Consider the following 21,887-nt stretch of genomic DNA (forward strand, 5'->3'; position numbering starts at 1 on the left):
CCATGGCTGCGTTGATCGTGGTGCTGCTGGCCGCCACCACGGTGGCCTGCGGCGATTCGGAAGGCCCCGGCACCGGGGCCCCCTCACCACGCCCGAGCGACACGACTCGCACCGGCGTGCCCCACGCGAAAGCCGCCACCCCCGGCGGCAGCGACACGGAGGAGAACATGCGCATCCGCATCACCATCGGCGAGCAGCGACTCACCGGCACCCTCGAGGACAGCGCGGCAGCTGACGATCTGCTCGGGCAGCTCCCGTTGACGATCGACATGACGGACCACGACGGCGTCGAGAAGACCGGTCCGCTGCCGTCGGCGCTGTCGTTGAAGGGCCAGCCCGAAGGAGCGGACCCCGACGTGGGGGCCATCGGCTACTACGCGCCGGGCCGCGACCTGGTCCTGTACTACGGTGACCAGTCCTACTTCGACGGCATCGTGGTCCTGGGGTCGCTCGACGGCGACGCCGCAGAGCGGATCGCGGAGCTGGACGGTGCCGTCACCGCCACCATCGAGGCGGGCTGAGTCGGATGGAGCTGCAGGACTTCCTGGACCACGTCAACAGCGGCGCGCTCATCGTGGGTGGGTCGGAGCACCACCGCTTCATGCACGATGCGGCGCAGACCGCCTTTCGCATCACCAGCGCGTTGAACTCCGGCTACCGCAGCCCTGATGAGCTACGCGCGATGCTCGCCGAACTCACCGGAAAGGCTGTGGACGAGTCGGTCGCGCTCTTCCCGCCCTTCCACACCGAGTTCGGCAAGAACCTGACCCTCGGCAAGAACGTGTTCGTCAACCTCGGCTGTCGCTTCCAGGACACCGGGGGCATCACCATCGGCGACGGCTCGCTGATCGGGCACGGCAGCACCCTCACGACGCTCAACCATGCGGTCGATCCCGGTCGACGTTCCGACATGCTGCCGGCGCCGATCGTCATCGGTCGCAACGTGTGGCTAGGGGCCTCCGTGACGGTCGTCCCGGGCGTGACGATCGGAGACGGCGCCGTCGTGGGAGCGGGGTCCGTGGTCACGCGGGATGTGCCTGCCGACACCATCGTCGCCGGTGTTCCTGCCAAGCTCATCCGCACAACAGGCTTTGGAGCGGACGCGAGGATTTGAACCTCGACCCATTCCCTGGAAGGGAAGCGTGCTGCAACTACACCACGTCCGCGAGGCCGGCCTCTGTCGAGACCGACGACCTCGAAGTATGCCATCTCGGCCGTGGCCGCCGACGGGGTGTACCGCGGGAGCACCAGGACCGTTTACGTCTGCTCCGTTGGCCATAATGAGCCCATGACTCAGCCGACGCTCAAGACGGCGCGGATCGTCCTGGTGCCCCTTGCCGACGAGCACCTGGATCTCGAGGTCGAGCTGGACTCGGATCCTGAGGTGATGCGCTACCTGGACCGGGGTGCTCGTTCCCGCAGCGAGACCGAGGCAGCGCACCAGCGGAGGATGCGTGCCGCCGAGGAGGTCCCGGGTCTGGGGTTCTGGGTGGGCTTCGTCGACGGCGAGTTCGTCGGCTGGTGGATCCTTCAGCCGCCGAATGGGCCCGACCAGCCAACGGTCGATGGCGAGGCGGAGCTGGGCTACCGGCTCCTGCGGAAGCACTGGCGTCTCGGATATGCCAGCGAGGGCTCGCGCGAGCTCATGCGCTATGGATTCGACGAAGTGGGGCTGAACCGGATCTTCGCGCAGACCCTCACCATCAACCGTCCCTCCCGAGCCACCATGGCCAGCGTCGGCCTGACGTACGCTCGCGCGTTCGACTCGAGCGAGTCGTTCCCTGGGGCGGAGCACGGCGAGGTCGAGTACGAGATCACCCGCGACGCATACCTGGCTCTCCAGGCTGGGGAGTGACCGGGATGTCCGGAGCGAACGACGCACGGCCCACGGTTCGTCTCCGGCGGGTCGAGGACCCGGACGTCGAGGTGTTCTTCGAGCACCAGGCCGACCCGCTGGCCGTCGAGATGGCGGCGTTCCCCGCTCGCGACAAGGAGCAGGTCGCGGCGCACTGGGCGAAGCTCCGCAGCGACGACACCCTGTACGTGCGGACGATCGTCGCTGACGGAGTGGTGGCGGGCAACATCGGCAGCTGGCCGGACCACGGACAGCAGCTGCTCGGCTACTGGATCGGACGCGAGTTCTGGGGCCGCGGCGTCGCCACGCAGGCACTCACTCTGTTGCTCGACGACGTGCCGATCCGCCCGCTGCATGCCCATGTCGTGGCGCACAACGTCGGCTCGATCCGCGTCCTGGAGAAGTGCGGGTTCCAGCGTGACCGCGAGGGGGAGGCCAACCTGCCCTCGGCCGAGGAGGGCATCCAGGAGCTCGTGTACGTACTTGACTCGCAGCACTAGATTCCGAAGCAGCACTCGACACGGAGGAGACACTCTCGTGCGCATACGCACCTATACGTTCGTCACCCTGGACGGGTTCGTCTCGACACCGGACGGCCGACCGGTGCAGCTCCTGCTCCCGGGGTTTCCAGGGCGTACCGCCTACGGGCTGCCAGAGTTCCTGTCGACCTGCGAGGGCGTGGTCATGGGCCGTACGACGTTCCTGCCCGCGCTGGACGCGCCCGATTGGCCGTGGACGCAGCCGGTTTTCGTGCTCACGTCATCTGCTCTGCCTGACAAGGCGCCCGCGGATGTGCAGACCGCGTCGACCGCTGCCGAGCTGGTCCAGGCGATGGAGGCTGCCGGTGTCACCGGCGACGTCCATCTCATCGGCGGCCCGAGCACGATCCAGGCGTTCCACGACATCGGAACCGTCGACGAGGTCGGACTGGTGCTGGTTCCGATGATCCAGGGCCGCGGCGTACGCCTCACCCCTTCCGACATCGAGCCGATGTCCCTCACGCTCCAGTCGACGCGAACCTTCCCGGACGGCGTCATCGAGACGTTCTACCGGCCACAGGCGAACGGCGAATGACGCCAGATCAGCTCTGACTGCAGGCCCCACAGCGTGAAGGCGGCGCCGTCGTCATCCACGGTCCACTGACCGACGGCACCCGCTGAGGCGGGCCGGGCCCACCCGAGTATGCATGGACATTGTGGAATCGACTCGGAAACCAGACAGGTGCGGCACAATCGGCACGTGCAGCGTGTGACCTCATCTCCCGGGTCTGTCCATTACCGCGTGTCCGGAGGGGTCACGGTCCTGATCGACGGCACGCCAGTCGGGGTCGGCGGTCCCAAGCAGCGACGCGTGCTCGCCGTGCTGCTGTCGCGAGTGGGCACTGTCGTCACGATCAGCCAGGTCGTGGACGCGGTATGGGGCGACGCCCCGCCCGCCAAGGCGCCGGTCTCGGTGCGCTCGTACGTCACCAACCTGCGTCGGGTGCTGCACGCCGACGGCGTCGAGAGGCTCCACTCCGGCCCCCTCGGATATCGGCTCGAGCTCCGGGACGGAGACTCCGTCGACCTCATGGAGTTCGAGGACCTCGCGACATCGGGTCGCGAAGCACTCGTGCGGCTGGACGTGCGTACGGCCTCCGATCAGCTCACGGAAGCTCTCTCGCGGTGGGTAGGACCTCCGTACGGTGAGCTCGCCGACGCCGACTTCATCCGCCCTGACGTCGTACGCCTGGCGGCGCTGCACGACACGGCTCAGGAGGCATGGTTCGACGCTTGTCTCCAGCTCGGTCGCGACTCCGACCTGGTCCCCGAGCTCGAGTCAGCCGTCGCGAGGAGCCCGTTGCAGGAGCGCTTGTGGGGGCACCTGATGCTGGCTCTGCACCGTTCCGGTCGTCACGCTGACGCTCTTCTCGCGTATGACCGAGCCCGAGAGGTCCTGGATCGTGAGATCGGCAGCCGGCCCGGCGAGGGAATCCGCGCCCTGCTGGCCAAGATCCAGGCCCACGATCCGGAGCTACGCGTGACACCCGCCCGGACGACCCGAGAGGCGTCAGACGCTCACCGCATCGTGGGTCGCGACAGCGAGCTGGATTCGCTCCGCGAGACGAGCGCCGGGCTGACGATGATCACCGGCGAGAGCGGCATCGGCAAGACCGCCCTCGCGCAGGCGGCGTTCACGTCCGCGCAGGAGACGGGACGCCCGGCTGCCTGGGCGGCTCACCCTGCGGGGGTCGGCCTGCCGGCGTTGTGGACCTGGATCCAGGTGCTGCGCCAGCTCGGTGAGCAGCTCGGCCCGGACGCCCGTCGGGCCGTGATCCGCGACGCACCTGGCGCTGTCGACGCCATCGTGCCGGAATGGAACGAGACGCCCCCGAGCGGTCGGCTCGGTGCGACCGGCTTCGCACTGGTCGAAGGGGTGGTCACCGCACTGCGATCGCTGGCATCGCGCGCTCCTGTGCTGCTGGTCCTCGATGACCTGCACCACGCGGACGACGAGACGTACGACGTCCTGATCCTGCTGCTCGCGCAGTTCCCGAGGCTCCCGGTGACCGTGATCGCCACGTGGACGTTCTACGGCGACGGCAGACCCATGAATCGTCAGGGGTTCGACCGGACCCTCCGCTCCTCCAGCCCGGGATCGATGCACCTCTCCGGGCTGGACCGCGGGCCCGCCACGGAGCTCGTCGAGTCGATCATCGGCTCCGGCATGGGTCCACAGGCCGCCGACAAGGTGTGGCGTGAGACGGGCGGCAACCCCTTGTATCTGCAGGAGGTCGCGCGGACGATCGCCGAGTCCGGGCACGACGCCCCTGTGTCGCACACCGTCCTCGGCGTCCTCGATCATCGGCTCGGCGAGCTCGCCGAAGGGACCCGCCGGCTGCTGGGCACGGCTGCCGTGATGGGGGTCGAGATCGACGTGGCCGGGCTCTCCGACGTCCTTGACGTACCGGTCTCGCGGGTTCACGAAGACCTCGCACCCGCCTATCTCGCAGGTCTGCTCGACGAGGTCGGAGACCGGCCGGGGGACTACCGCTTCAGCCACGGGTTGGTGCGTGACGCCTTGCTCGCTCGGCAGGACGTCGCCGCTCGTACGGTCGTGCACGCGACGATTGCGAGACTGGGTGCGTCCTCCGTCACGACGGCGGCGTACGAGCGTGCAGTCGCGCTCGCTGACCACGCCTGGCGAGCTGGACCCGAGCTCGACGCCGAAACCGCTGTGACGATCATCGATGCAGTCGTCCAGAGGGCCCTCGGTCGATCGCGATACGCCGACGTCGCAGACCTCGCCGAGCGCGCGGTCCAGATCTGTGCGCGTCTCACGCCCACACCCGATGGACTGGACCGCGAGGCGATGCTGTGGCTCCACCTGGCCGGCGCCAGGACGATCCTGCACGGCCAGACGGACGAGGCGGCCGGTGTCGCGATCCGGCGGGCGTTCGAGATCGGGGAGGCGTCGAAGGGACGCGGGTACTACAGCGCGGCCGCGATGCACTGCCTCATGCTGTGTGGGACTGGGCGCCTCGACGAGGCAGAGGCGATCGCGCGTGGTCTGCGCGAGGAGTACGAGTCGTCCGATGCACGGGACGTCGGCGAGGTGAGCGACCTCGCCGACATCATGATCTCGGTGCTTCGCGGCGACGTCGACCGTCTCGTCGCTGCAGGACGACACATGATGACGACGTTCCCGGCGCCGGAGACGGTGACGGATCCGCTCCACTTCTTCCACCCGCGGGCGTTGTGCTGGATGGCCATCGGCGAGGCGTCGCGCGGCGACGAGGCGGCCTCACGCCGCTACCTGGCCGAGGCCATCGAGCTCACGCAGAGCCGTGGCGACGTCTTCAGCGCCCTGGTCAACAGCGTGGCCGAGATCGAGATCGCCGCGATCCTGGGAATCACCGACGGCACGGCCGAGCGCGCAGCCGAGGTCGACAAGGCGTTCCGGGCCGCCGGCAGCGACCAGTGGGCTGCCGTGGCCCGCATCATCGAGCTGTGGGCCCAGACCCTGCAGAACACCGCGATCGATCTCGGCCCCGAGGCCGCGCGTGCGTTCGAGGAGTACACGATCGACGGTACGACCGCCGCGACGTCGATGCTGCGTTGCCTGCTCGCCGACATCGAGAGTCATCATGGTCGCAGCGAGTCGGCGCTCTCGATCCTCGCCCGTGCCGAACGCGTTGCCGAAGTGACCGGCGAGCGCGTGTGGGATCCCATGATCGCCGCCCGCCGCGAGCTGCTCACTTCTTCGCCTTGAGGTCCAGGCAGCTGTTCGCACCATCGATGACGCCCTGGCGGAACGCCTCGACCCGGCCGTAGCCGGCGCCCTGGCGTTCGCTGTCGCCGTCGCCACGGAACACCAGAAGCGCCTTGATGCCTTCATCGAGATCGCCGGGAGAGATGCTGTAGCTGCTGGTCTTGGCGCGGTTGTGCAGGATGACGCTTGCGGTGTAGCCGCCGGCGAAGCAGTCGCTCTTGAGGGTTGCGGTCTTCTCGTCGGACTTGTCGCCGAGCCGCGCCAAGGTCGCCAGGCCCCATTGGGTCGTCAACAGCGTCGCGACCGCATAGTCGCCGCCCTGTCGGTAGACCTCGGGCATGACGCCGACGTTGTCGAACCCGATGTAGTCCTCGGGCACGCAGTAGAACAACGAGAACCCGGAGGTCGACTCGCCGTTGCACGTCGGCGGGTTCGCCGGGTCGTACGGCTTGTAGCCGGACAACGGCTTCCAGGCCTTGCCGCCGGAGATCCCCGGGTAGAGCTGGGAGAAGAAGTCCTCGATGTCGTACGGGACCTTGTTGACGATCTCGTCGTACGGCGCGTCGCCGCCGCGGTCTGCGTCCTCCTGGGTGCTGAACGGCAGCTCGAGCACGACGGGCTCACCGTCGTGATAGGCCTTGCACTTCTTCGGACCGCTGTCGAAACCGTCCTGGAACGCGCTGACCCGATCGAAACCGCTGCCATGAGCCGAGGCGTCGGTGGCGTCGGTGCCCGGGTTGTCGCGCAGGTCCAGGATTCCGGCGAGGGCCGTGTCGAGGTCGCCGGCGGTCATCTTGAAGATCTTCGCCTTGGCGGCATGGGCGGACCAAGCGCCGGCGAAGCAGTCGGCCTGGAGCTCTGACGACACCGTCAGCTTGTTGGCGTCGAAGAACCCCGCCCGCTGCTGCATCGCGTGCCCCCACTCGTGTGCCAGCACGACCGGGATGACGAAGTCTCCATACTTCTTCTGCAACGACGGCAGCAGGTCCTGCGCGTCCCACGCCACCGAGTCGTCCAGCTTGCAGTAGAACGCATTGCCCTGGACGTCCGAGTAGCTGTTCGCGCACTTCGGACCCTTCGTGGACTGCTCCGTCGAGGCGTAGAGCCCACCCTTGACCGGCTTGTACTTCTTGCCATAGAGCTTCGGGAACTCGACGGTCCAGTAGTCCTGCAGGTCGGCTATCGCCTTGATGGCGAGCTTGTTCACAGGCGCCGAACGATCGCCGTCGATCTTCACCGAGCTCACAGCGGTCCTCGGCGGCCCGGACGTCCCCTTCTCGTCCGAACCACCTCCGCACGCCGTCAGCACCAGTGCAGCTGCCACAAGGATCGCGGTGATCTGCCGCTTCGCGCCCATCACGAGATGCTCGTCGAGCTGTCGATGTCGTTCATCACGGCGGTCAGGACGTCGGCCTCGTCCTGCGTCGCGTACGCGTTGAGCTGCAGGACGTAGAGACCGCCGGACGCAGCCGGCACCACCACGGTCTTCTGAGCGATCAGCATCGCCTTGCCCTTGACGTCGACCGTCCCGCCGTACTGCACGGCGTCATAACCACCCAGCTTGCTGGGGCTGGCCGGCGACAGCTCCTTGAAGCCGTCGAGGTTCCTCAGCTCCTGCGGGGCGTACTCCAGGATCTTGTCGGCCTCGACGTCGCCCTCGAGCTTGGAGAACAGCGCCAGCACGTGTGGCGGGTTCGCCGGGTCGGCTGCGTCCGTGTAGACGATCGCGCCGTACGAACCAGCGTCCCCGTAGTCCTTGGTCGTCTCCCAGCCGTCGGGCACCGGCAGGTCGACCGTGACGCCGTCGCTGTCCTCGCGAGTCAGGACCTTCTCCGTGGCGCCGACCTGCTTGATGTACTCCGGGAGGGTCAACGCCGACGCCGTCGCGCTCGGCGACGGCTTGGCGCTCGACTTCGTCGGCGCAGGATCCTTCTTGGGCTCATCGCTGCCGCCACAAGCCGCGAGGGCGAGGGAGACGGCGAGGGCGATGCCTGCGGCGGCGAGACGGCGGGTGGGCTTCATGGCTTCTCCTGGGAGTGGGACGACACCACGACGGACGCTAGGCCCTGCCGATTGGAGAATCGTTGGAGTCGATCTCGGCCACCCACCAGAACCGGAAAGACCCCGGCCGAAGCCGGGGTCCTTGGTCGTGCCGGAGACTGGGTCTCAGGCGCTCTTCTTCGTGGTGCTCTTCTTGGCCGCGCTCTTCTTGGCGGGCCGGTGAAGGTGAGGCGGTCCGATCTCGCCACCACGCAGCAGCTCCAGCCGCTCCGTGAGGATCTCCTCGAGCTCAGCCTCAGAACGACGCTCGAGCAGCATGTCCCAGTGTGTGCGGATCGGCTTCTCGGCCTTGCCCTCAGGCTTGACTCCGTTGGCGAGCTGACCGATCTGGCCGGTCTTGGGGTCTTCCCACTCGAACGGGATCTCCGCCTCGTCCGCCATCGTCACCGTGAACGTGTGCCCGTCGGGGCATACGTACTCGACCTGCTGACGGGGAGCCATTTCCACGCCGCGCTCGTCCTCGAAGCTCTGTGTCCCGAGCCGAGCACCTCGCAATGCACGTTCAGCCATGTGCGTCCCCTCTCGTGTTGCTTACCTCTTACAACGTAAATGACGCACATGAGATTCCCCTAAACGCGTATGCGTACGCGTCAGCGAGGTCACACGATCGCAGGAGCCTGATTTCCGGCCTCGACGATGCCTTGCCGGGCGTCGAGCTTCCACAGCAGCCCGCCGCCGACCACGAAGAAGATGATGAGGGCGAGGATGGCCGGCCGGTACGAGTCGGTCAGCTGGTGCACGACACCGAAGACGAGTGTCCCGAGCCAGCTCGTGCCGCGCTCGCACGCCTGGTAGAGGCTGAAGTACTCCGCCTCACGGCCACGGGGGATGAGCTGGGAGAAGAACGCCCGCGACAACGCCTGGGTGCCGCCCAGGACGAGCCCGATCGCCACCGCGAGCACGAGGAACGGGACGATCCGGTCCGCCGGCAGGAAGTAGCCGAAGCAGACGACGAGGATCCAGATGCCGAGGCCGTACAGGATCGTGCGATGGCTGCCGATCCGCGCCGCGAGGCGGCCGAACACGAGCGCGCCGACCACGCCGACGAACTGCACGATCAGGATCGTCGCGATGAGCGTGCTGGTCTCGAACCCCAGCTGCTTGTCGCCGTAGACCGACGCCGAGTAGATCACGGTCTGGATGCCGTCGTTGTAGAACAGGTACGCGACGAGGAACAGCAACGTCTGCGGATAGTTGCGGAGCTCCCGCAGCGTACGGAACAGCTGCCCGAAGCTGCGTTGCATCAACGACGTGCCCTCGACCGGGACCACACCACGCGGCGCCCGGTCCTTGATGCCGCGATAGGGGATCAGCGTGAAGTACGCCCACCAGATCGCCGCTGACAGCAGGCTGATGCGCACCGCCAGCTCCGTCGACAGGCCGAACGGCGTGAGCGTCACGAGGGCGAGGTTGACCGCCAGCAGGAGCCCGCCGCCGAGATAGCCCAGCGCCCAGCCGCGCGAGGAGATCCGATCACGCTCGTCCGGCTCGGCGATCTCGATCAGGATCGCGTCGTAGACCACGATCGACGAGGCGTAGAACAGGTTGGCCACGACGAGCAGACCGGCGCCGAGCTGCCAGTTCGTGCCCGTCACGAAGAACATCAGCGCCGCGACGGCCGCACCCGACCAGGCGAGCCCGGCCATCAGCGTCTTCTTGGACTCCACCCGGTCGGCGATCGCCCCCACGATCGGCAGCACGAACGCCGAGATGACCGTGGCCAGCGTGACGACGTAGAACACCAGTGAGCCGGCCGACACCGACAGGCCGAGGACCGAGAGGTTCTCGACGCACTTGCGGTCGTCGTCGCCGACGAACCCGCACGCCGCCCGCTCGGCGACACTCGTCAGGTAGGGCGCGTAGAGCACCGTGCCGATCGTCGTGATGTACGCCGAGTTGGCCCAGTCGTAGAAGAACCACGCCCTCTGCTCCGGATTGGCCTTGACCTTGGCACCTCGGGTCATGACGGGTCCTTCCAGGTTCCTCGGGCGACGAGTACGTCCTTGAGCACGTCGGTGCGGTCGGTGATGATGCCGTCGACGCCGAGGTCGAGCAGGGCGTGCATCTCGTCGGCGTCGTCGATCGTCCAGGCGTGCACCTGCAGGCCCAGCGCGTGCGCCTTGCGCACGAGTCGCGGCGTGATGACCCGGATCCCGCGATACGCAGCGGGCACCTGCAGGCACACGGCCTTGGGTCTGAGCAGCCGGCGCGGCAGGAGCTTGACGGCGGCGACCTCGCGCCTCGACGCGGAGGTGGCGACGTTGGGGAGCCGGCGGCGGATGCGCACCAGGCGAGCGTGGGAGAACGACGACAGGCACGTACGGCCGACAGCGTCGTGGGACTCGACGATCGCGCAGGTCGCCTCCACCACGTCGTCGGACTTCACGTCGATGTTGAGCCGCGCTTCGGGGAACGCCTCGAAGAGGGCATCGAGACGCGCGAGCGGCTCACGCTGGTCGAGCCGCTGGAGGTCGAGCGCCTCGGCGGTGAGCGTCGCGACTGGGTCGGCGCTGCCCGTGAGCCGGTCCAGGGCCGCGTCGTGGATCGCATAGACGACACCGTCGGACGACATGCGGACATCCGTCTCGAGATAGCGATAGCCCAGCTCGTACGCGTGCGCGAACGCGGCGAGCGAGTTCTCGATGCCCACGTTGCCCGCGGTCCCGGCGCCGCCGCGGTGTGCGAACGCCAGGGGAGGGGCGTCGAGAAAACCGGTCACGCGCTCAAACTAAGCCCTCCCGGGTCCATGCGGGTCGACCACTCCCACGCGTCGTTCGCTCGCTGCCGTCAGTCGAGGAACTCCAGCTCCACCGCAGCCGCCTGCTCCGGGTCTGCCGTGATGTCGATCGTGGCGATCCGGCCGTCGGCGAAGGTCGGCCGGAGCACCGAGATGACCCGTCCGTCCTCGACCCCGGCCATGCCCACGACACCGTCGATGAGCACCGGGAGGCTCTGACGTCCCGGCGTGCGGAAGGAGATCGCACCGCTGGCGACGTTGCGCGCACCGCGCACGAGCACCGGCGGTCCGTGTCCCGTGTCGGCGCGCAGGATGACGTCTGGGTCCAGGACCGTGACCAGTGCCTCGAAGTCTCCACCTCGAGCTGCCGTGAGGAACGCGTCGACGATCTCGCGCTGCTGAGGCAGCGGCGTGCCGGTCAGCGGATCGGATCCCTGCACGCGGCGACGGCCGCGGCTGGCCAGTTGCCGAGCGGCGTCGGGAGTGCGTCCGATCATGGCTGCGATGTCGTCGAACGGCACCGCGAACATGTCGTGCAGGACGAACGCGAGCCGTTCGGCGGGGGTGAGCTTCTCCAGCACCACGAGCATCGCCAGGCCCACCGAGTCGACGAGCTCTGCCTCGTACTCCGGGTCGATGCGGGTGTCGGGTGAGCCGGCCGGGTCGTTCGGGCGTACGTCGAGCGGCTGCTCACTGCGGGTCTTGCGCGACCGCAGCATGTCGAGGCAGACCCGTCCGACGACGGTCGTCAGCCAGCCGCCGAGGTTGTCGATCTCGTCGGCGTCCACGCGGCTCAGGCGGATCCAGGACTCCTGGACCGCGTCCTCGGCATCCGTCAGGGACCCCAGCATGCGATAGGCCACGGCACGCAGGTGATCCCGGTTCTGCTCGAAGCGCTCCGCCAGGAACTCGGTGTCTGACATCGGTCACATTCCCCTCTCGTGGTGCGTCATAGCCCTGACGGATCACACGCCAAGGATGTGACACGAACCGAAGGAGCACCATCATGCAGGCACGTATGGACAACCCCGCGATCGCGATCCCCGGCGCGATGGAGGCGCTTCACGGGCTCACCAAGGCCGTGCTCGCGACCGGCATCTCACCGACCACGCTCGAGTACGTCAACCTGCGCGCGAGCCAGATCAACGGATGCAGCGTCTGCCTCCAGATGCACGCCCGTGACCTGCGCAAGGCGGGGGAGAGCGACGAGAAGATCGACACCGTTGCGGGCTGGCGCGACGCACCGTACTTCGACGACGCCGAGCGGGCCGCCCTCGGGCTGGCCGAGGCCGTCACGCGCCTCAGCGACCAGGCGGACGCGGTGCCGGACGACGTGTACGACGAGGCGGCGGCGCACTTCGACGAGCAGCAGCTCGGCGCCCTGATCCTGTCGATCGCGGCGATCAACGTGTGGAACCGGGTCAACGTCTCGACGCGTCAGGTCGCCGGCGCCTGGGGCTGAGGTCGGGCGGGGCCTAAATGTCCCGGAAGGTCTCGATCTGGGCGCCCAGGGCGTTGAGGCGCTCCGCGAGGTCCTCGTAGCCGCGGTTGATGACGTAGACGCTGCGCAGCACCGAGGTGCCCTTGGCGGCGAGCATCGCCAGCAGGATCACCACGGCGGGCCGCAGCGCCGGAGGGCAGACCAGCTCGGTGCCGCTCCAGTGCGTCGGCCCTTCGATCAGCACGCGGTGCGGGTCGAGCAGCTTGACCGAGGCACCGAGCTTGTTGAGCTCGGTGAGGTAGATCGCGCGGTTCTCGTAGACCCAGTCGTGCAGCATCGTCTGACCCTCGGCCGTTGCCGCGATGACCGCGAAGAACGGCAGGTTGTCGATGTTGAGGCCGGGGAACGGCATCGGGTGGATCTTGTCGATCGGTGCGTGCAACGCCGACGGGTGCGTCGTGATGTCGACGAGGCGGGTCTCACCGTTCTCGGCGGGATACTCCTCACCGCGGTCGTACTGGAAGCCCATCTCCTCGAGCAGTGCGAGCTCGATCTCCATGAACTCGATCGGCACGCGCCGCACCGTGATGCTCGACTTGGTGACGATGGCCGCTGCGATGAGGCTCATGGCCTCGATCGGGTCCTCGCTGGGGGCGTACTCGACGTCGCAGTTGATGACCGGCTTGCCGGTGACCCGCAGGGTCGTCGTGCCGATGCCCTCGATGCCGACACCGAGCTTGACCAGGAAGAAGCACAGGTCCTGGACCATGTAGTTGGGGCTCGCGTTGCGGATCACGGTCACGCCGTCGTAGCGCGCCGCGGCCAGCAGGGCGTTCTCGGTGACGGTGTCGCCACGCTCGGTGAGCACGAGGGGACGCTCCGGGCCCACGCCCTTGGCGGCGGTCGCGTGATAGCTGCCCTCGGTCGCGACGACCTTGAGCCCGAACGGTCGCAGGGCCGTCATGTGCGGCTCGACCGTGCGGGTGCCGAGGTCGCAGCCACCGGCGTACGGCAGCTCGAAGTCGTCGTAACGATGCATCAGCGGGCCGAGGAACATGATGATGCTGCGCGTACGCCTGGCCGCCTCGGCATCCATCGCGGCGAGGTTGAGGTTCTCGGGCACGATGAGCTCGAGGTCGTTCTGCTCGTTGAGCCAGGTGGCCTTGACGCCGATCGAGGTCAGCACCTCGAGCAGGCGATTGACCTCCTCGATGCGCGCGACCTTGCGCAGCACCGTGGTGCCGGCATTGAGCAGCGACGCACACAGCAGCGCGACGCCGGCGTTCTTGCTGGACTTGACGTCGATCGAGCCCGACAGCGTGGTGCCGCCGGCGACGCGAAGGTGGCTGGGCCCCGACGTGCCGACCGTCACGAGCTCGGAGTCGAGCGCGCTGCCGATGCGGGCCAGCATGTCGAGCGTCAAGTTCTGCTGCCCCTTCTCGATACGGTTCACGGCACTCTGGCTCGTCTTGAGCTCGGTCGCAAGTTCAGCCTGCGTCAGGCCGCTGTGCTGCCGTGCGTCACGGATGAGTGCCCCGATGCGGGAGAGATAGTCGTCGCGAACGGTCATGTCTTTCACCATATCTCAGTTATGAGATATTTCAATTCTTGCCAGAATCGGCGAGCCGAGGGCGTCGTCACGCCGTGGTCGCATCGCTCTGACCCAGCCTGCGGGCGTCCTCGACGCCGCCGAAGTTCGCCACGTGGCCCCAGTAGATCCCGTACGCGAGCTCGGAGATCGTGAGGTCGTGGATCGGGAAGAGGGTCGTGGGGGAGACCCGCTGGACGAAGTCGACGGTCTCGCTGACCTTGGCCCACGGCGCGCTCAACGGCACCGCCAGCACGTCCACGCCCTCCGGCGCGTACGCATAGGTGTCGCCGGGATGGAAGAGGGTGGGCTCGCCGGGGGCGCTGACGGTCACGCCGACGTTCGCGACGCGGGGGAGCTCAGGGACGATCACGGCGTGCTGGGCGCCGACACCGCGGACCGTCACACCCTTGACCTCGGTCTGCACACCGTCGCCGTTCTGGCGCCAGTCGCCGAAGTCCAGCACCGCGGCGGTCTCCGGGTCGCAGAGCAGCAGCGCATCGGGGTTGCGCTCGATCAGACCCGGGACGCGGTTCTGGTCGATGTGGTCGAGATGCTGGTGAGTCACGACGATCGCGTCGAGCCCCTCGAGCTCGAAGGGCGTGTCAGGGCTGAACGCGCCCGGATCGATCAGGATGCGGGCGTCCGCGGACTCGACGAGCACGGTCGCGTGGCCAAAGCGAGTGATCTGCATGCCGCCATCCTGCACCTGAGCCCAAAGCGGTGCTCAGGGCCGGTGAAGGCTCAGCCGAGATACTTCTCGACGACGTCCGGCGAACGCTCCGCAGCGTCGTCGGGCGACTCGCCGTACTGGCGCTTGGCGTTGCGCTGGCGGAGCAGGTCCCACGCCTGGTCGAGCTCGACCTCGAGCTTCTGCAGCCGGGCGTGCTCCTCGGCCGGCGTCACCTCATGCTTGCTGAGCTGCTCACGCAGCGCCTTCTCCTCGGCGACGAGTGCCGAGATGTGCTCGTGGATGCCCTGGTCTGTGGTCATGGCGCGAGTCTACGACTGACGCGGGCGGCGCGGGAGTGACAGGATCTGCCCATGGAGTTCCACAGCACGGTCGAGCTCGGCGGCAAGACCGCAACAGGCATCGAGGTGCCCGCTGACGTGGTCGAGACACTCGGCGGCGGCAAGCGGCCGCCGGTCACGGTGACGATCGCCGGCCACACGTACCGCACCACCATCGCGCCGATGGGCGGCCGGTTCATGATCCCGCTCAGCGCCGAGAACCGGTCGGCCGCCGGAGTGGGCGCCGGCGACGAGGTCGATGTCGAGATCGCCCTCGACACCGCGCCACGGGAGATGAAGGCCCCCGACGACCTCGCCGAGGCGCTGCGCGCGTCGCCCGAGGCAGAAGCGTTCTTCGAGTCGCTCTCGTTCAGCCACAAGCGCAGCTACGTCGACTGGATCGTCGCCGCCAAGAAGGACGAGACCCGGCAACGCCGCGTCACGCAGGCGGTCGAGCTGCTGCTCACGAAGCGCAAGCAGCGCTGACGCACGTACGACCTCAGCGCTCGGCGAAGGCCAGCTTGGCACCCAGGGCGATGAACGCGCCCGCGAACGTACGCCGCATCCAGGTCAGGACCGACGGCCGCGAGATCACCCGATCACGGATCACCGCGGCGAAGACGCCGTACGCGACGAAGACGACGAACGTGATGAGCATGAAGACCCCGCTCAGCTCGAGCATCCGCAGGAGATAGTGCGGCTCGCCTGAGCTCACGAACTGCGGCAGGAACGCGACGAAGAAGATCGACAGCTTCGGGTTGAGGATGTTGACCAGCACGCCCGACGTGATGACCTGCCGAGCCGTCTTGGGCTCGTGCTCCGCCTCGACGCTCAGCGCGCCCTTGTCGCGCACGGTGTTCCAAGCCATGTAGAGCAGGTAGGCGACGCCCGCGTACTTCAGGGTCTGGAACGCCACGGCGCTGGTGTGCAGGAGCGCCGCCAGTCCGGTGATCGCGGCGACGATGTGCGGCAGGGTCCCGAGCGTGCAGCCGAACGCCGCGACCAGGCTCGCCCGTGCGCCGCGGGTGAGGCCGGCCGCCATCGTGTAGAGCACGCCGGTGCCGGGGGAGGCCACGACGATGAGCGACGTGACGAGGAAGGCGACGGTCATGGCGCAGAGCGTAACCGCATCACGCGCGCGCCACAGGATCCCGCCGCGGGATCACCAGCAGCACCGCGAGGACGAACGAGCCGACGAGCGCAATGACGTTGAGGACCTGGTCGGTGCGGTCGAGGTCGCCGAGGTGCGGCAGGTGGTACGACAGGTGCAACGTGCCGAACGTCAGCCAGGTCCAGCCGGCGATCGCCACCACGCCAGGTTTGAGGCTGATGGCCGCGAGAAGGCTGAGGACCAGCAGCGCCGTGTACGTCGTGCCGACATCGCGGATCAGGTGCTCGTTGTATGGCCCGTCGACCGCGATCCAGACCCTCCCCAGACCCGGGAACGAGTCGTAGAAGGAGCGTGGGGCGATCGAGGCCCACGGGCCGGTGTAGGCACCGGTCGCGGCGAGCACCAGGAGCAGCGTGCGCTGGAGGGTCGGAGCCATGCCCCTCAGACGACACCGTCGACGCCGATGTGACAAGTACGTGCGAGGTCATCGCAATCAGCCACGCAGCTGAGCGGCCAGCGGACAGTCGAACGGGTCGCGGGCACGCAGGCCGACGTTGTTGAGATAGCCGACCACGATCGCGTACGACTCGAACAGCCCGACCTCCATGTAGTCGATCCCTTCGCGCTCGCAGTACGCGCGCACGGTCGGCCGGGCCCTCTTGAGGTTGCAGCGCGGCATGCTCGGGAACAGGTGGTGCTCGATCTGGTAGTTGAGGCCACCCATCGCGACATCGGTCAGCGGGTTGCCGCGTACGTTGCGTGACACCATGACCTGCCTGCGCAGGAAGTCGAGCTTCATCTCCGGAGGGACGATCGGCATCCCCTTGTGGGCGGGCGCGAACGACGCGCCGAGGCACACGCCGAACACCGCCATCTGCACCGCGAAGAACGCCAGAGCCTTGCCCAGCGGGAGGAACGCGAGCAGCACGGCGACGTACGCCGCCAGGCGGGTCACGACGATCGCGAGCTCCGTGCGGCGCCACGGCTGTTTCGAGGTCTTGTCCCGGGCGGCCTGGACGCTTGCCGCGTGGAGGTTGAGCCCCTCGAGGGTCAGCAGCGGGAAGAACAGCCAGCCCTGGTGGCGGGCGAACCACCCCGCGAAGCCCGTCCGCTCGGCGACGATGGCAGGGGTGAACGCGACGACGCCGGCGGCGATGTCCGGATCGATGCCTTCCTGGTTGGGCGCCTTGTGGTGCAGGTTGTGCTTGGTGCGCCACCACGCGAAGCTCAGGCCGGCGAACGCTCCGGCGAAGATCCTCGCCGACCACGCGTTCCACCGTGGCGAGGCGAAGATCTGCCGGTGTGCCGCGTCGTGGCCGAGGAACCCGAACTGGGTCACCACGATGCCGAGCAGCGCGGCGGGGACGAGCTGCCACCACGAGTTGCCGATGATGAAGAAGGCCACCCAGACACCCGCGAACGCGGCAACTGCGAGCCCGATCTGGGTCCAGTAGTAGAGGTAGCGGCGCTCGAGCAGGCCCTGCTCGCGTACGTCGCGCATCAGGTCGCCGAACAGGCTGACGTAACGGTCGGGCGGGCGGACGTCCTGCTGCGTGGTCATGCCTTCGACGCTATGGAGGTTCAGCGGCACGCACGATGGCGCTGGGACCCCGTCCGCAGGGGGTTCAGACCCACCCTGGGCTCAGTCAGGCGTCAGGCGCGCAGCGGCTCGAGCTGGGGAGCCGCAGACGCGAGCCGACCCATCTGCCACAGGCGATGGACCACCAGCGCCGCGACGACCGAGCCGCTCGTGCCGAGGAACAGGTCGCCGAGCGTGTCGGTGTAGGCGCCACGGCGCTCCGAGGACGTGCTGATGAACGCGTAGTACTCGGCGATCTCCCAGCCGATGGCCACTGTGGCCCCGAAGGCCAGCGCACGCTCGATGGTCGCCCCCAGGGTCGCCGTGCGGTGGAGCGTCAACAGGATCACGCCGGCCGTCAGCAGGCCGGTGTTCATGAAGTGGATCCAGTCGTCGAACCACACGATCGTGTCGTACATGTTCATCCGGTTGCCGAGGGTGTCGGTGAAGCAGGTGACGGTCACGAGGAGGTCAGCGACCCACGGGAACGACGCGCGATCACGCCAGAAGACGTACCAGAGCGCGGGCACCGAGAACGCGAGCAGGGGATAGGTGACGGCGCGCAGGCCGGCTGCCTTGCCGCGCATGTGGCCGAGGTCGGGGAACATCAGCGCGATCGCCAGCAGGACCAGCAGGCCGGCCTTGGCGGTGATGTCGAGGCTGCGCACCACGGGTGGCGCTTCGTGCCTCGTCGTCACCTGCTGGTCGGTCATGGGTCAAGAATAGTGGTCGATTCCGGCGACTTTGACCGATTTCAGGCCGTCCGCGCAGAGATACATTGCAGTTTGGTGTCACATTCTCACCGTTCTGGACATATACAAGGTGTGAACGTCTCCGCAGCGACTCCGACCCGCCGGGCCCTCGAGCGCGGTCTTCGCTGGTGGCGGACCTGCGTCCACGTCGCTGTGACGTGCGTCGTGATCGCGGTGGTGGGCCAGAACGCCACCCACCCCAGTCCCGTACGCCCCGCGGACGGGACGCTGAGCGTCCCGCACGTCCGGCCACTGCCCTGAGCCACCTCGCGGGCGGCGAGGGGACCGTTGACACCCTGTCACCTGAACCCGACAATGAAGCACCTTCGAGGACTGGGCGGATGACATGAAACGCGTGCTGATGGCTGTGGCAGGTGTCGGGCTCGTGGTCGCCGCGATCGGTGTCGCCCGGGCGCACACTGGGGAGACGTCGACGCCCGACGCGCAGCCTTCGTCGCACGGGCCGAGCGCGCGGGACGACATCAGCCGCCAGGTCGATGAGCAGGCCAAGCAGATGGAGAAGGCGCGCCAGGAGTTTCGGAAGAAGGTCGAGAAACAGGCCGCTCTGCTGAGGCAACGCCAGGAACAGCAGGACGCAGCCCGCTGAGCCAGTCGGTCAGGAATCGAGAAGCGATGCGTCCTGGGCCGCCGCTACCGTGACAGTCATGGACATCACGATTCACACCACCGTTCTCCCGCACACCGATCCCGAGGCCTCCGTGGCGTTCTTCCGTGACGCGCTCGGCTTCGAGGTACGCCAGGACGTCGGCCAGGGCACGATGCGCTGGATCACCGTCGGACCGCCCAACCAGCCCGAGACGTCGATCCTGCTCGCCCCGCCGGCAGCCGATCCCGGAGTCACCGACGACGAGCGACGCACGATCTCCGAGATGATGGCCAAGGGCACGTACGGCTGGATCCTCCTCGCGACCAGGGACCTCAACGGGACGTTCGAGAAGGTCCAGGCCACCGACGCCGAGGTCGTGCAGGAGCCGACCGATCAGCCCTACGGCGTCCGCGACTGCGCCTTCCGCGACCCCGCCGGCAACATGATCCGCATCCAGGAAGTGAGCTAGCCCGACATGAGCGCCACGAGCAGCCCGAGCGACGTGCACGCGGCGGACAGCCACGACCTGATCCGCGTCCAGGGCGCCCGGGAGAACAACCTCAAGGACGTCAGCATCGAGATCCCGAAGCGCCGCCTGACGGTCTTCACCGGCGTCTCGGGCTCGGGCAAGAGCTCCCTGGTCTTCGGCACGATCGCTGCGGAGTCCCAGCGCATGATCAACGAGACCTACAGCGCGTTCGTGCAGGGATTCATGCCGACGCTGTCGCGCCCGGAGGTCGACCTCTTGGACGGGCTGACGACCGCGATCATCGTCGACCAGGAACGCCTGGGCTCCAACCCGCGTTCGACCGTCGGCACGGTCACGGATGCCAACGCGATGCTGCGCATCCTCTACAGCCGGCTCGGCGAGCCACACATCGGTCCACCGACGGCCTACTCGTTCAACGTCCCGACGCGCACAGCGAGCGGCGTCATGAGCACCGACAAGGCCGGCCGGACGGAGAAGAGCGTCGTCCGCAACGCCGTCTACCTCGGCGGCATGTGCCCGCGGTGCGAGGGCATGGGCGCGGTCAGCGACTTCGACCTCACCGCGTTGTACGACGAGTCCAAGTCGCTCAGCGGGGGAGCGCTGACGATCCCGGGCTACAGCATGGACGGCTGGTACGGCCGCATCTTCAGCGGCTCGGGCTACTTCGACATGGACAAGCCAATCAGCAAGTTCACCAAGAAGGAGCTCGACGACCTGCTCTATCGCGAGCCGACCAAGATCAAGGTCGAGGGCATCAACCTCACGTACGAGGGCATCATCCCCAAGATCCAGAAGTCGATGCTGTCCAAGGACCTCGACGCGATGCAGCCCCACATCCGCGCCTTCGTCGAGCGTGCCGTCACGTTCCAGACCTGCCCGGAGTGCGACGGCACGCGCCTCACCAAGGAGGTGCTGGCCTCCAAGGTCAAGGGCAAGAACATCGCCGAGGTCTGCGCCATGCAGATCAGCGATGTCGCCGAGTGGGTGCGCACCATCGACGACTCGTCGGTCGCGCCACTGCTCGCCGGACTCCAGCACCTCTTCGACGCCTTCGCCCAGATCGGCCTCGGCTACCTCTCGCTCGACCGGCCGTCGGGCACGTTGTCCGGGGGAGAGGCGCAGCGCACCAAGATGATCCGCCACCTCGGCTCGTCGCTCACCGACATCACGTACGTGTTCGACGAGCCGACGATCGGCATGCACCCGCACGACATCGAGCGGATGAACACGCTGCTGCTGCAGCTGCGCGACAAGGGCAACACCGTGCTCGTCGTGGAGCACAAGCCCGAGACCATCGCGATCGCCGATCACGTCGTCGACCTCGGACCTGGAGCCGGCACGAGCGGCGGCACGGTCTGCTTCGAGGGCACGCTCGACGGGCTGCGGGGGAGCGACACCATCACCGGGCGGCACCTCGACGACCGGGCCTCGCTCAGGGAGTCCGTGCGTCCGGCGTCGGGCGCGCTCGAGGTGCGTGGCGCCTCGGCCCACAACCTCCGCGACGTCGACGTCGACATCCCGCTCGGGGTGCTGTGCGTGTTCACGGGCGTCGCGGGATCGGGCAAGAGCTCGCTGATCAACGGGTCGGTCGCCGGACGCGATGGCGTCGTGCTGATCGACCAGGGTGCGATCCGGGGCTCGCGTCGCAGCAACCCGGCGACCTACACGGGCCTGCTCGAGCCGATCCGCAAGGCGTTCGCCAAGGCCAACGGCGTCAAGCCTGCGCTGTTCAGCTCCAACTCCGAAGGCGCCTGCCCCGGCTGCAACGGTGCCGGCGTCATCTACACCGAGCTCGGGGTCATGGCGACCGTCGCCTCGACGTGCGAGGAGTGCGAGGGACGCCGGTTCCAAGCGTCGGTGCTGGAGTACACGTTCGGCGGGCGCAACATCGCCGAGGTGCTGGCCATGCCGGTCAGCGAGGCACTGCCGTTCTTCGCCGACGGCGACGCGCACACGCCCGCGGCTCACAGGATCCTCGAGCGCCTCGCCGACGTCGGGCTCGGCTACGTCAGCCTCGGGCAGCCCCTCACGACACTGTCGGGAGGCGAGCGCCAGCGGCTCAAGCTGGCGACGCACATGGGGGAGAAGGGCGACGTCTTCGTCCTCGACGAGCCGACGACCGGCCTGCACCTCGCCGACGTGGAACAGCTCCTGGGTCTGCTCGACCGGTTGGTCGACTCGGGCAAGTCCGTCATCGTCATCGAGCACCACCAGGCGGTCATGGCGCACGCCGACTGGATCATCGACCTCGGTCCCGGTGCCGGCCATGACGGCGGCACGATCGTCTTCGAGGGCACGCCGGCCGATCTCGTGGCCGGCCAGTCGACGCTCACCGGCAAGCACCTCGCGGCCTACGTCGGCGGCTGACGCACGAAGCCCGGCCCGGTCGATTCGACCGGGCCGG

The 21,887-nt window shown here is 68.0% G+C and carries 25 protein-coding genes and 1 tRNA gene; 12 read left to right on the forward strand and 14 right to left on the reverse strand.

Annotation, left to right across the window (positions count from 1 at the left end; translation table 11 throughout):
* Window positions 1-2 precede the first annotated feature (2 nt).
* Together ASE12_RS02570 and ASE12_RS19645 are read left to right on the forward strand one after the other, a co-directional pair.
* A complete protein-coding gene (locus ASE12_RS02570; RefSeq protein ID WP_056404475.1) occupies window positions 3-521 on the forward strand; it encodes a cyclophilin-like fold protein in 519 nt (172 codons plus the stop codon).
* Window positions 522-526: 5 nt separating this feature from the next.
* Window positions 527-1,114, forward strand: coding sequence for a sugar O-acetyltransferase (locus tag ASE12_RS19645; protein ID WP_082582034.1), 588 nt, complete (start codon window positions 527-529; stop codon window positions 1,112-1,114).
* Here ASE12_RS19645 and ASE12_RS02580 read toward each other — a convergent pair.
* Window positions 1,093-1,166, reverse strand: a tRNA-Gly gene (locus ASE12_RS02580). The genes ASE12_RS19645 and ASE12_RS02580 overlap by 22 nt on opposite strands.
* Window positions 1,167-1,288: 122 nt before the next feature.
* On the opposite strand from ASE12_RS02580, the gene ASE12_RS02585 reads away from it, so the two are divergent.
* The 4 genes from ASE12_RS02585 to ASE12_RS02600 all read left to right on the forward strand — a co-directional run bounded on the left by ASE12_RS02585 (window position 1,289) and on the right by ASE12_RS02600 (window position 6,106).
* On the forward strand, window positions 1,289-1,855 hold the full coding sequence (locus ASE12_RS02585; protein ID WP_056396559.1) for a GNAT family N-acetyltransferase: 567 nt from the start codon (window positions 1,289-1,291) through the stop codon (window positions 1,853-1,855).
* Between the two features lie 5 nt (window positions 1,856-1,860).
* Window positions 1,861-2,355, forward strand: a complete 495-nt coding sequence (locus ASE12_RS02590) for a GNAT family N-acetyltransferase (protein ID WP_056396562.1) — start codon at window positions 1,861-1,863, stop codon at window positions 2,353-2,355.
* 37 nt (window positions 2,356-2,392) lie between these two features.
* Window positions 2,393-2,929, forward strand: a complete 537-nt coding sequence (locus ASE12_RS02595; protein WP_056396564.1) for a dihydrofolate reductase family protein — start codon at window positions 2,393-2,395, stop codon at window positions 2,927-2,929.
* 207 nt (window positions 2,930-3,136) lie between these two features.
* A complete protein-coding gene (locus ASE12_RS02600) occupies window positions 3,137-6,106 on the forward strand; it encodes a BTAD domain-containing putative transcriptional regulator (protein ID WP_200954950.1) in 2,970 nt (989 codons plus the stop codon).
* Here the strand turns inward: ASE12_RS02600 and ASE12_RS02605 are convergent.
* The 6 genes from ASE12_RS02605 to ASE12_RS02630 form a co-directional block, all read right to left on the reverse strand.
* Complete coding sequence (locus ASE12_RS02605; RefSeq protein WP_056396568.1) at window positions 6,090-7,463, reverse strand: neutral zinc metallopeptidase; 1,374 nt, start codon at window positions 7,461-7,463, stop codon at window positions 6,090-6,092. The genes ASE12_RS02600 and ASE12_RS02605 overlap by 17 nt on opposite strands.
* Window positions 7,463-8,128 (reverse strand): LpqN/LpqT family lipoprotein, encoded by a 666-nt coding sequence (locus ASE12_RS02610; RefSeq protein ID WP_056396570.1) that lies wholly within the window; start codon window positions 8,126-8,128, stop codon window positions 7,463-7,465. Before ASE12_RS02610 ends, ASE12_RS02605 begins: the two co-directional genes overlap by 1 nt.
* A 144-nt stretch (window positions 8,129-8,272) precedes the next feature.
* A complete protein-coding gene (locus ASE12_RS02615; RefSeq protein ID WP_056213854.1) occupies window positions 8,273-8,677 on the reverse strand; it encodes an RNA polymerase-binding protein RbpA in 405 nt (134 codons plus the stop codon).
* Between the two features lie 89 nt (window positions 8,678-8,766).
* Window positions 8,767-10,131, reverse strand: coding sequence for an MFS transporter (locus ASE12_RS02620; RefSeq protein ID WP_056396573.1), 1,365 nt, complete (start codon window positions 10,129-10,131; stop codon window positions 8,767-8,769).
* The gene (locus tag ASE12_RS02625; protein ID WP_056396576.1) at window positions 10,128-10,886 is read right to left on the reverse strand and encodes a glycerophosphodiester phosphodiesterase; all 759 of its coding nucleotides are present in this window, start codon (window positions 10,884-10,886) and stop codon (window positions 10,128-10,130) included. The genes ASE12_RS02620 and ASE12_RS02625 overlap by 4 nt, the downstream gene beginning before the upstream one ends.
* Before the next feature lie 68 nt (window positions 10,887-10,954).
* Window positions 10,955-11,827: a sigma-70 family RNA polymerase sigma factor gene (locus tag ASE12_RS02630; RefSeq protein ID WP_056396579.1), complete on the reverse strand. Its 873-nt coding sequence runs from the start codon at window positions 11,825-11,827 to the stop codon at window positions 10,955-10,957.
* An 83-nt stretch (window positions 11,828-11,910) separates the two neighbouring features.
* Between ASE12_RS02630 and ASE12_RS02635 the strand changes: the two genes are divergently transcribed.
* The gene (locus ASE12_RS02635; protein WP_056396582.1) at window positions 11,911-12,366 is read left to right on the forward strand and encodes a carboxymuconolactone decarboxylase family protein; all 456 of its coding nucleotides are present in this window, start codon (window positions 11,911-11,913) and stop codon (window positions 12,364-12,366) included.
* A 13-nt stretch (window positions 12,367-12,379) separates the two neighbouring features.
* On the opposite strand, the gene ASE12_RS02640 is transcribed toward ASE12_RS02635, so the two are convergent.
* From ASE12_RS02640 to ASE12_RS02650, 3 genes are all read right to left on the reverse strand, one after another.
* Window positions 12,380-13,915, reverse strand: a complete 1,536-nt coding sequence (locus ASE12_RS02640; protein WP_056213873.1) for a UDP-N-acetylglucosamine 1-carboxyvinyltransferase — start codon at window positions 13,913-13,915, stop codon at window positions 12,380-12,382.
* A 67-nt stretch (window positions 13,916-13,982) separates the two neighbouring features.
* Entirely contained in the window at window positions 13,983-14,627 is a 645-nt protein-coding gene (locus tag ASE12_RS02645; RefSeq protein ID WP_056396584.1) for an MBL fold metallo-hydrolase, read from the reverse strand.
* A 50-nt stretch (window positions 14,628-14,677) separates the two neighbouring features.
* Entirely contained in the window at window positions 14,678-14,926 is a 249-nt protein-coding gene (locus ASE12_RS02650) for a DUF2630 family protein (protein ID WP_056396587.1), read from the reverse strand.
* A 51-nt stretch (window positions 14,927-14,977) separates the two neighbouring features.
* Between ASE12_RS02650 and ASE12_RS02655 the strand changes: the two genes are divergently transcribed.
* Window positions 14,978-15,430, forward strand: a complete 453-nt coding sequence (locus ASE12_RS02655; RefSeq protein ID WP_056396589.1) for a YdeI/OmpD-associated family protein — start codon at window positions 14,978-14,980, stop codon at window positions 15,428-15,430.
* A 13-nt stretch (window positions 15,431-15,443) separates the two neighbouring features.
* On the opposite strand, the gene ASE12_RS02660 is transcribed toward ASE12_RS02655, so the two are convergent.
* The 4 genes from ASE12_RS02660 to ASE12_RS02675 all read right to left on the reverse strand — a co-directional run bounded on the left by ASE12_RS02660 (window position 15,444) and on the right by ASE12_RS02675 (window position 18,347).
* Window positions 15,444-16,055, reverse strand: a complete 612-nt coding sequence (locus ASE12_RS02660; RefSeq protein WP_056396592.1) for a LysE family translocator — start codon at window positions 16,053-16,055, stop codon at window positions 15,444-15,446.
* Window positions 16,056-16,074: 19 nt separating this feature from the next.
* The gene (locus ASE12_RS02665) at window positions 16,075-16,491 is read right to left on the reverse strand and encodes a hypothetical protein (protein WP_056396595.1); all 417 of its coding nucleotides are present in this window, start codon (window positions 16,489-16,491) and stop codon (window positions 16,075-16,077) included.
* A 57-nt stretch (window positions 16,492-16,548) separates the two neighbouring features.
* Window positions 16,549-17,616 (reverse strand): acyl-CoA desaturase, encoded by a 1,068-nt coding sequence (locus tag ASE12_RS02670; protein ID WP_056396597.1) that lies wholly within the window; start codon window positions 17,614-17,616, stop codon window positions 16,549-16,551.
* A gap of 92 nt (window positions 17,617-17,708) precedes the next feature.
* Complete coding sequence (locus ASE12_RS02675; RefSeq protein ID WP_056396600.1) at window positions 17,709-18,347, reverse strand: hypothetical protein; 639 nt, start codon at window positions 18,345-18,347, stop codon at window positions 17,709-17,711.
* Between the two features lie 111 nt (window positions 18,348-18,458).
* Here ASE12_RS02675 and ASE12_RS19945 point away from each other — a divergent pair, with 111 nt between their 5' ends.
* The 4 genes from ASE12_RS19945 to ASE12_RS02690 all read left to right on the forward strand — a co-directional run bounded on the left by ASE12_RS19945 (window position 18,459) and on the right by ASE12_RS02690 (window position 21,850).
* Window positions 18,459-18,647 carry a hypothetical protein gene (locus ASE12_RS19945; RefSeq protein WP_157412788.1) on the forward strand — a complete coding sequence of 63 codons (189 nt, stop codon included), beginning with the start codon at window positions 18,459-18,461 and terminating at the stop codon, window positions 18,645-18,647.
* Window positions 18,648-18,732: 85 nt separating this feature from the next.
* On the forward strand, window positions 18,733-18,993 hold the full coding sequence (locus ASE12_RS02680; RefSeq protein ID WP_056396602.1) for a hypothetical protein: 261 nt from the start codon (window positions 18,733-18,735) through the stop codon (window positions 18,991-18,993).
* A 58-nt stretch (window positions 18,994-19,051) separates the two neighbouring features.
* Window positions 19,052-19,462 (forward strand): VOC family protein, encoded by a 411-nt coding sequence (locus ASE12_RS02685; RefSeq protein ID WP_056396605.1) that lies wholly within the window; start codon window positions 19,052-19,054, stop codon window positions 19,460-19,462.
* A gap of 6 nt (window positions 19,463-19,468) precedes the next feature.
* Window positions 19,469-21,850, forward strand: a complete 2,382-nt coding sequence (locus ASE12_RS02690) for an excinuclease ABC subunit UvrA (protein WP_056396608.1) — start codon at window positions 19,469-19,471, stop codon at window positions 21,848-21,850.
* Window positions 21,851-21,887: the final 37 nt, after the last annotated feature.

The sequence above is a fragment of the Aeromicrobium sp. Root236 genome (assembly GCF_001428805.1).
In the GTDB taxonomy this organism is placed as follows: Bacteria; Actinomycetota; Actinomycetes; order Propionibacteriales; family Nocardioidaceae; genus Aeromicrobium.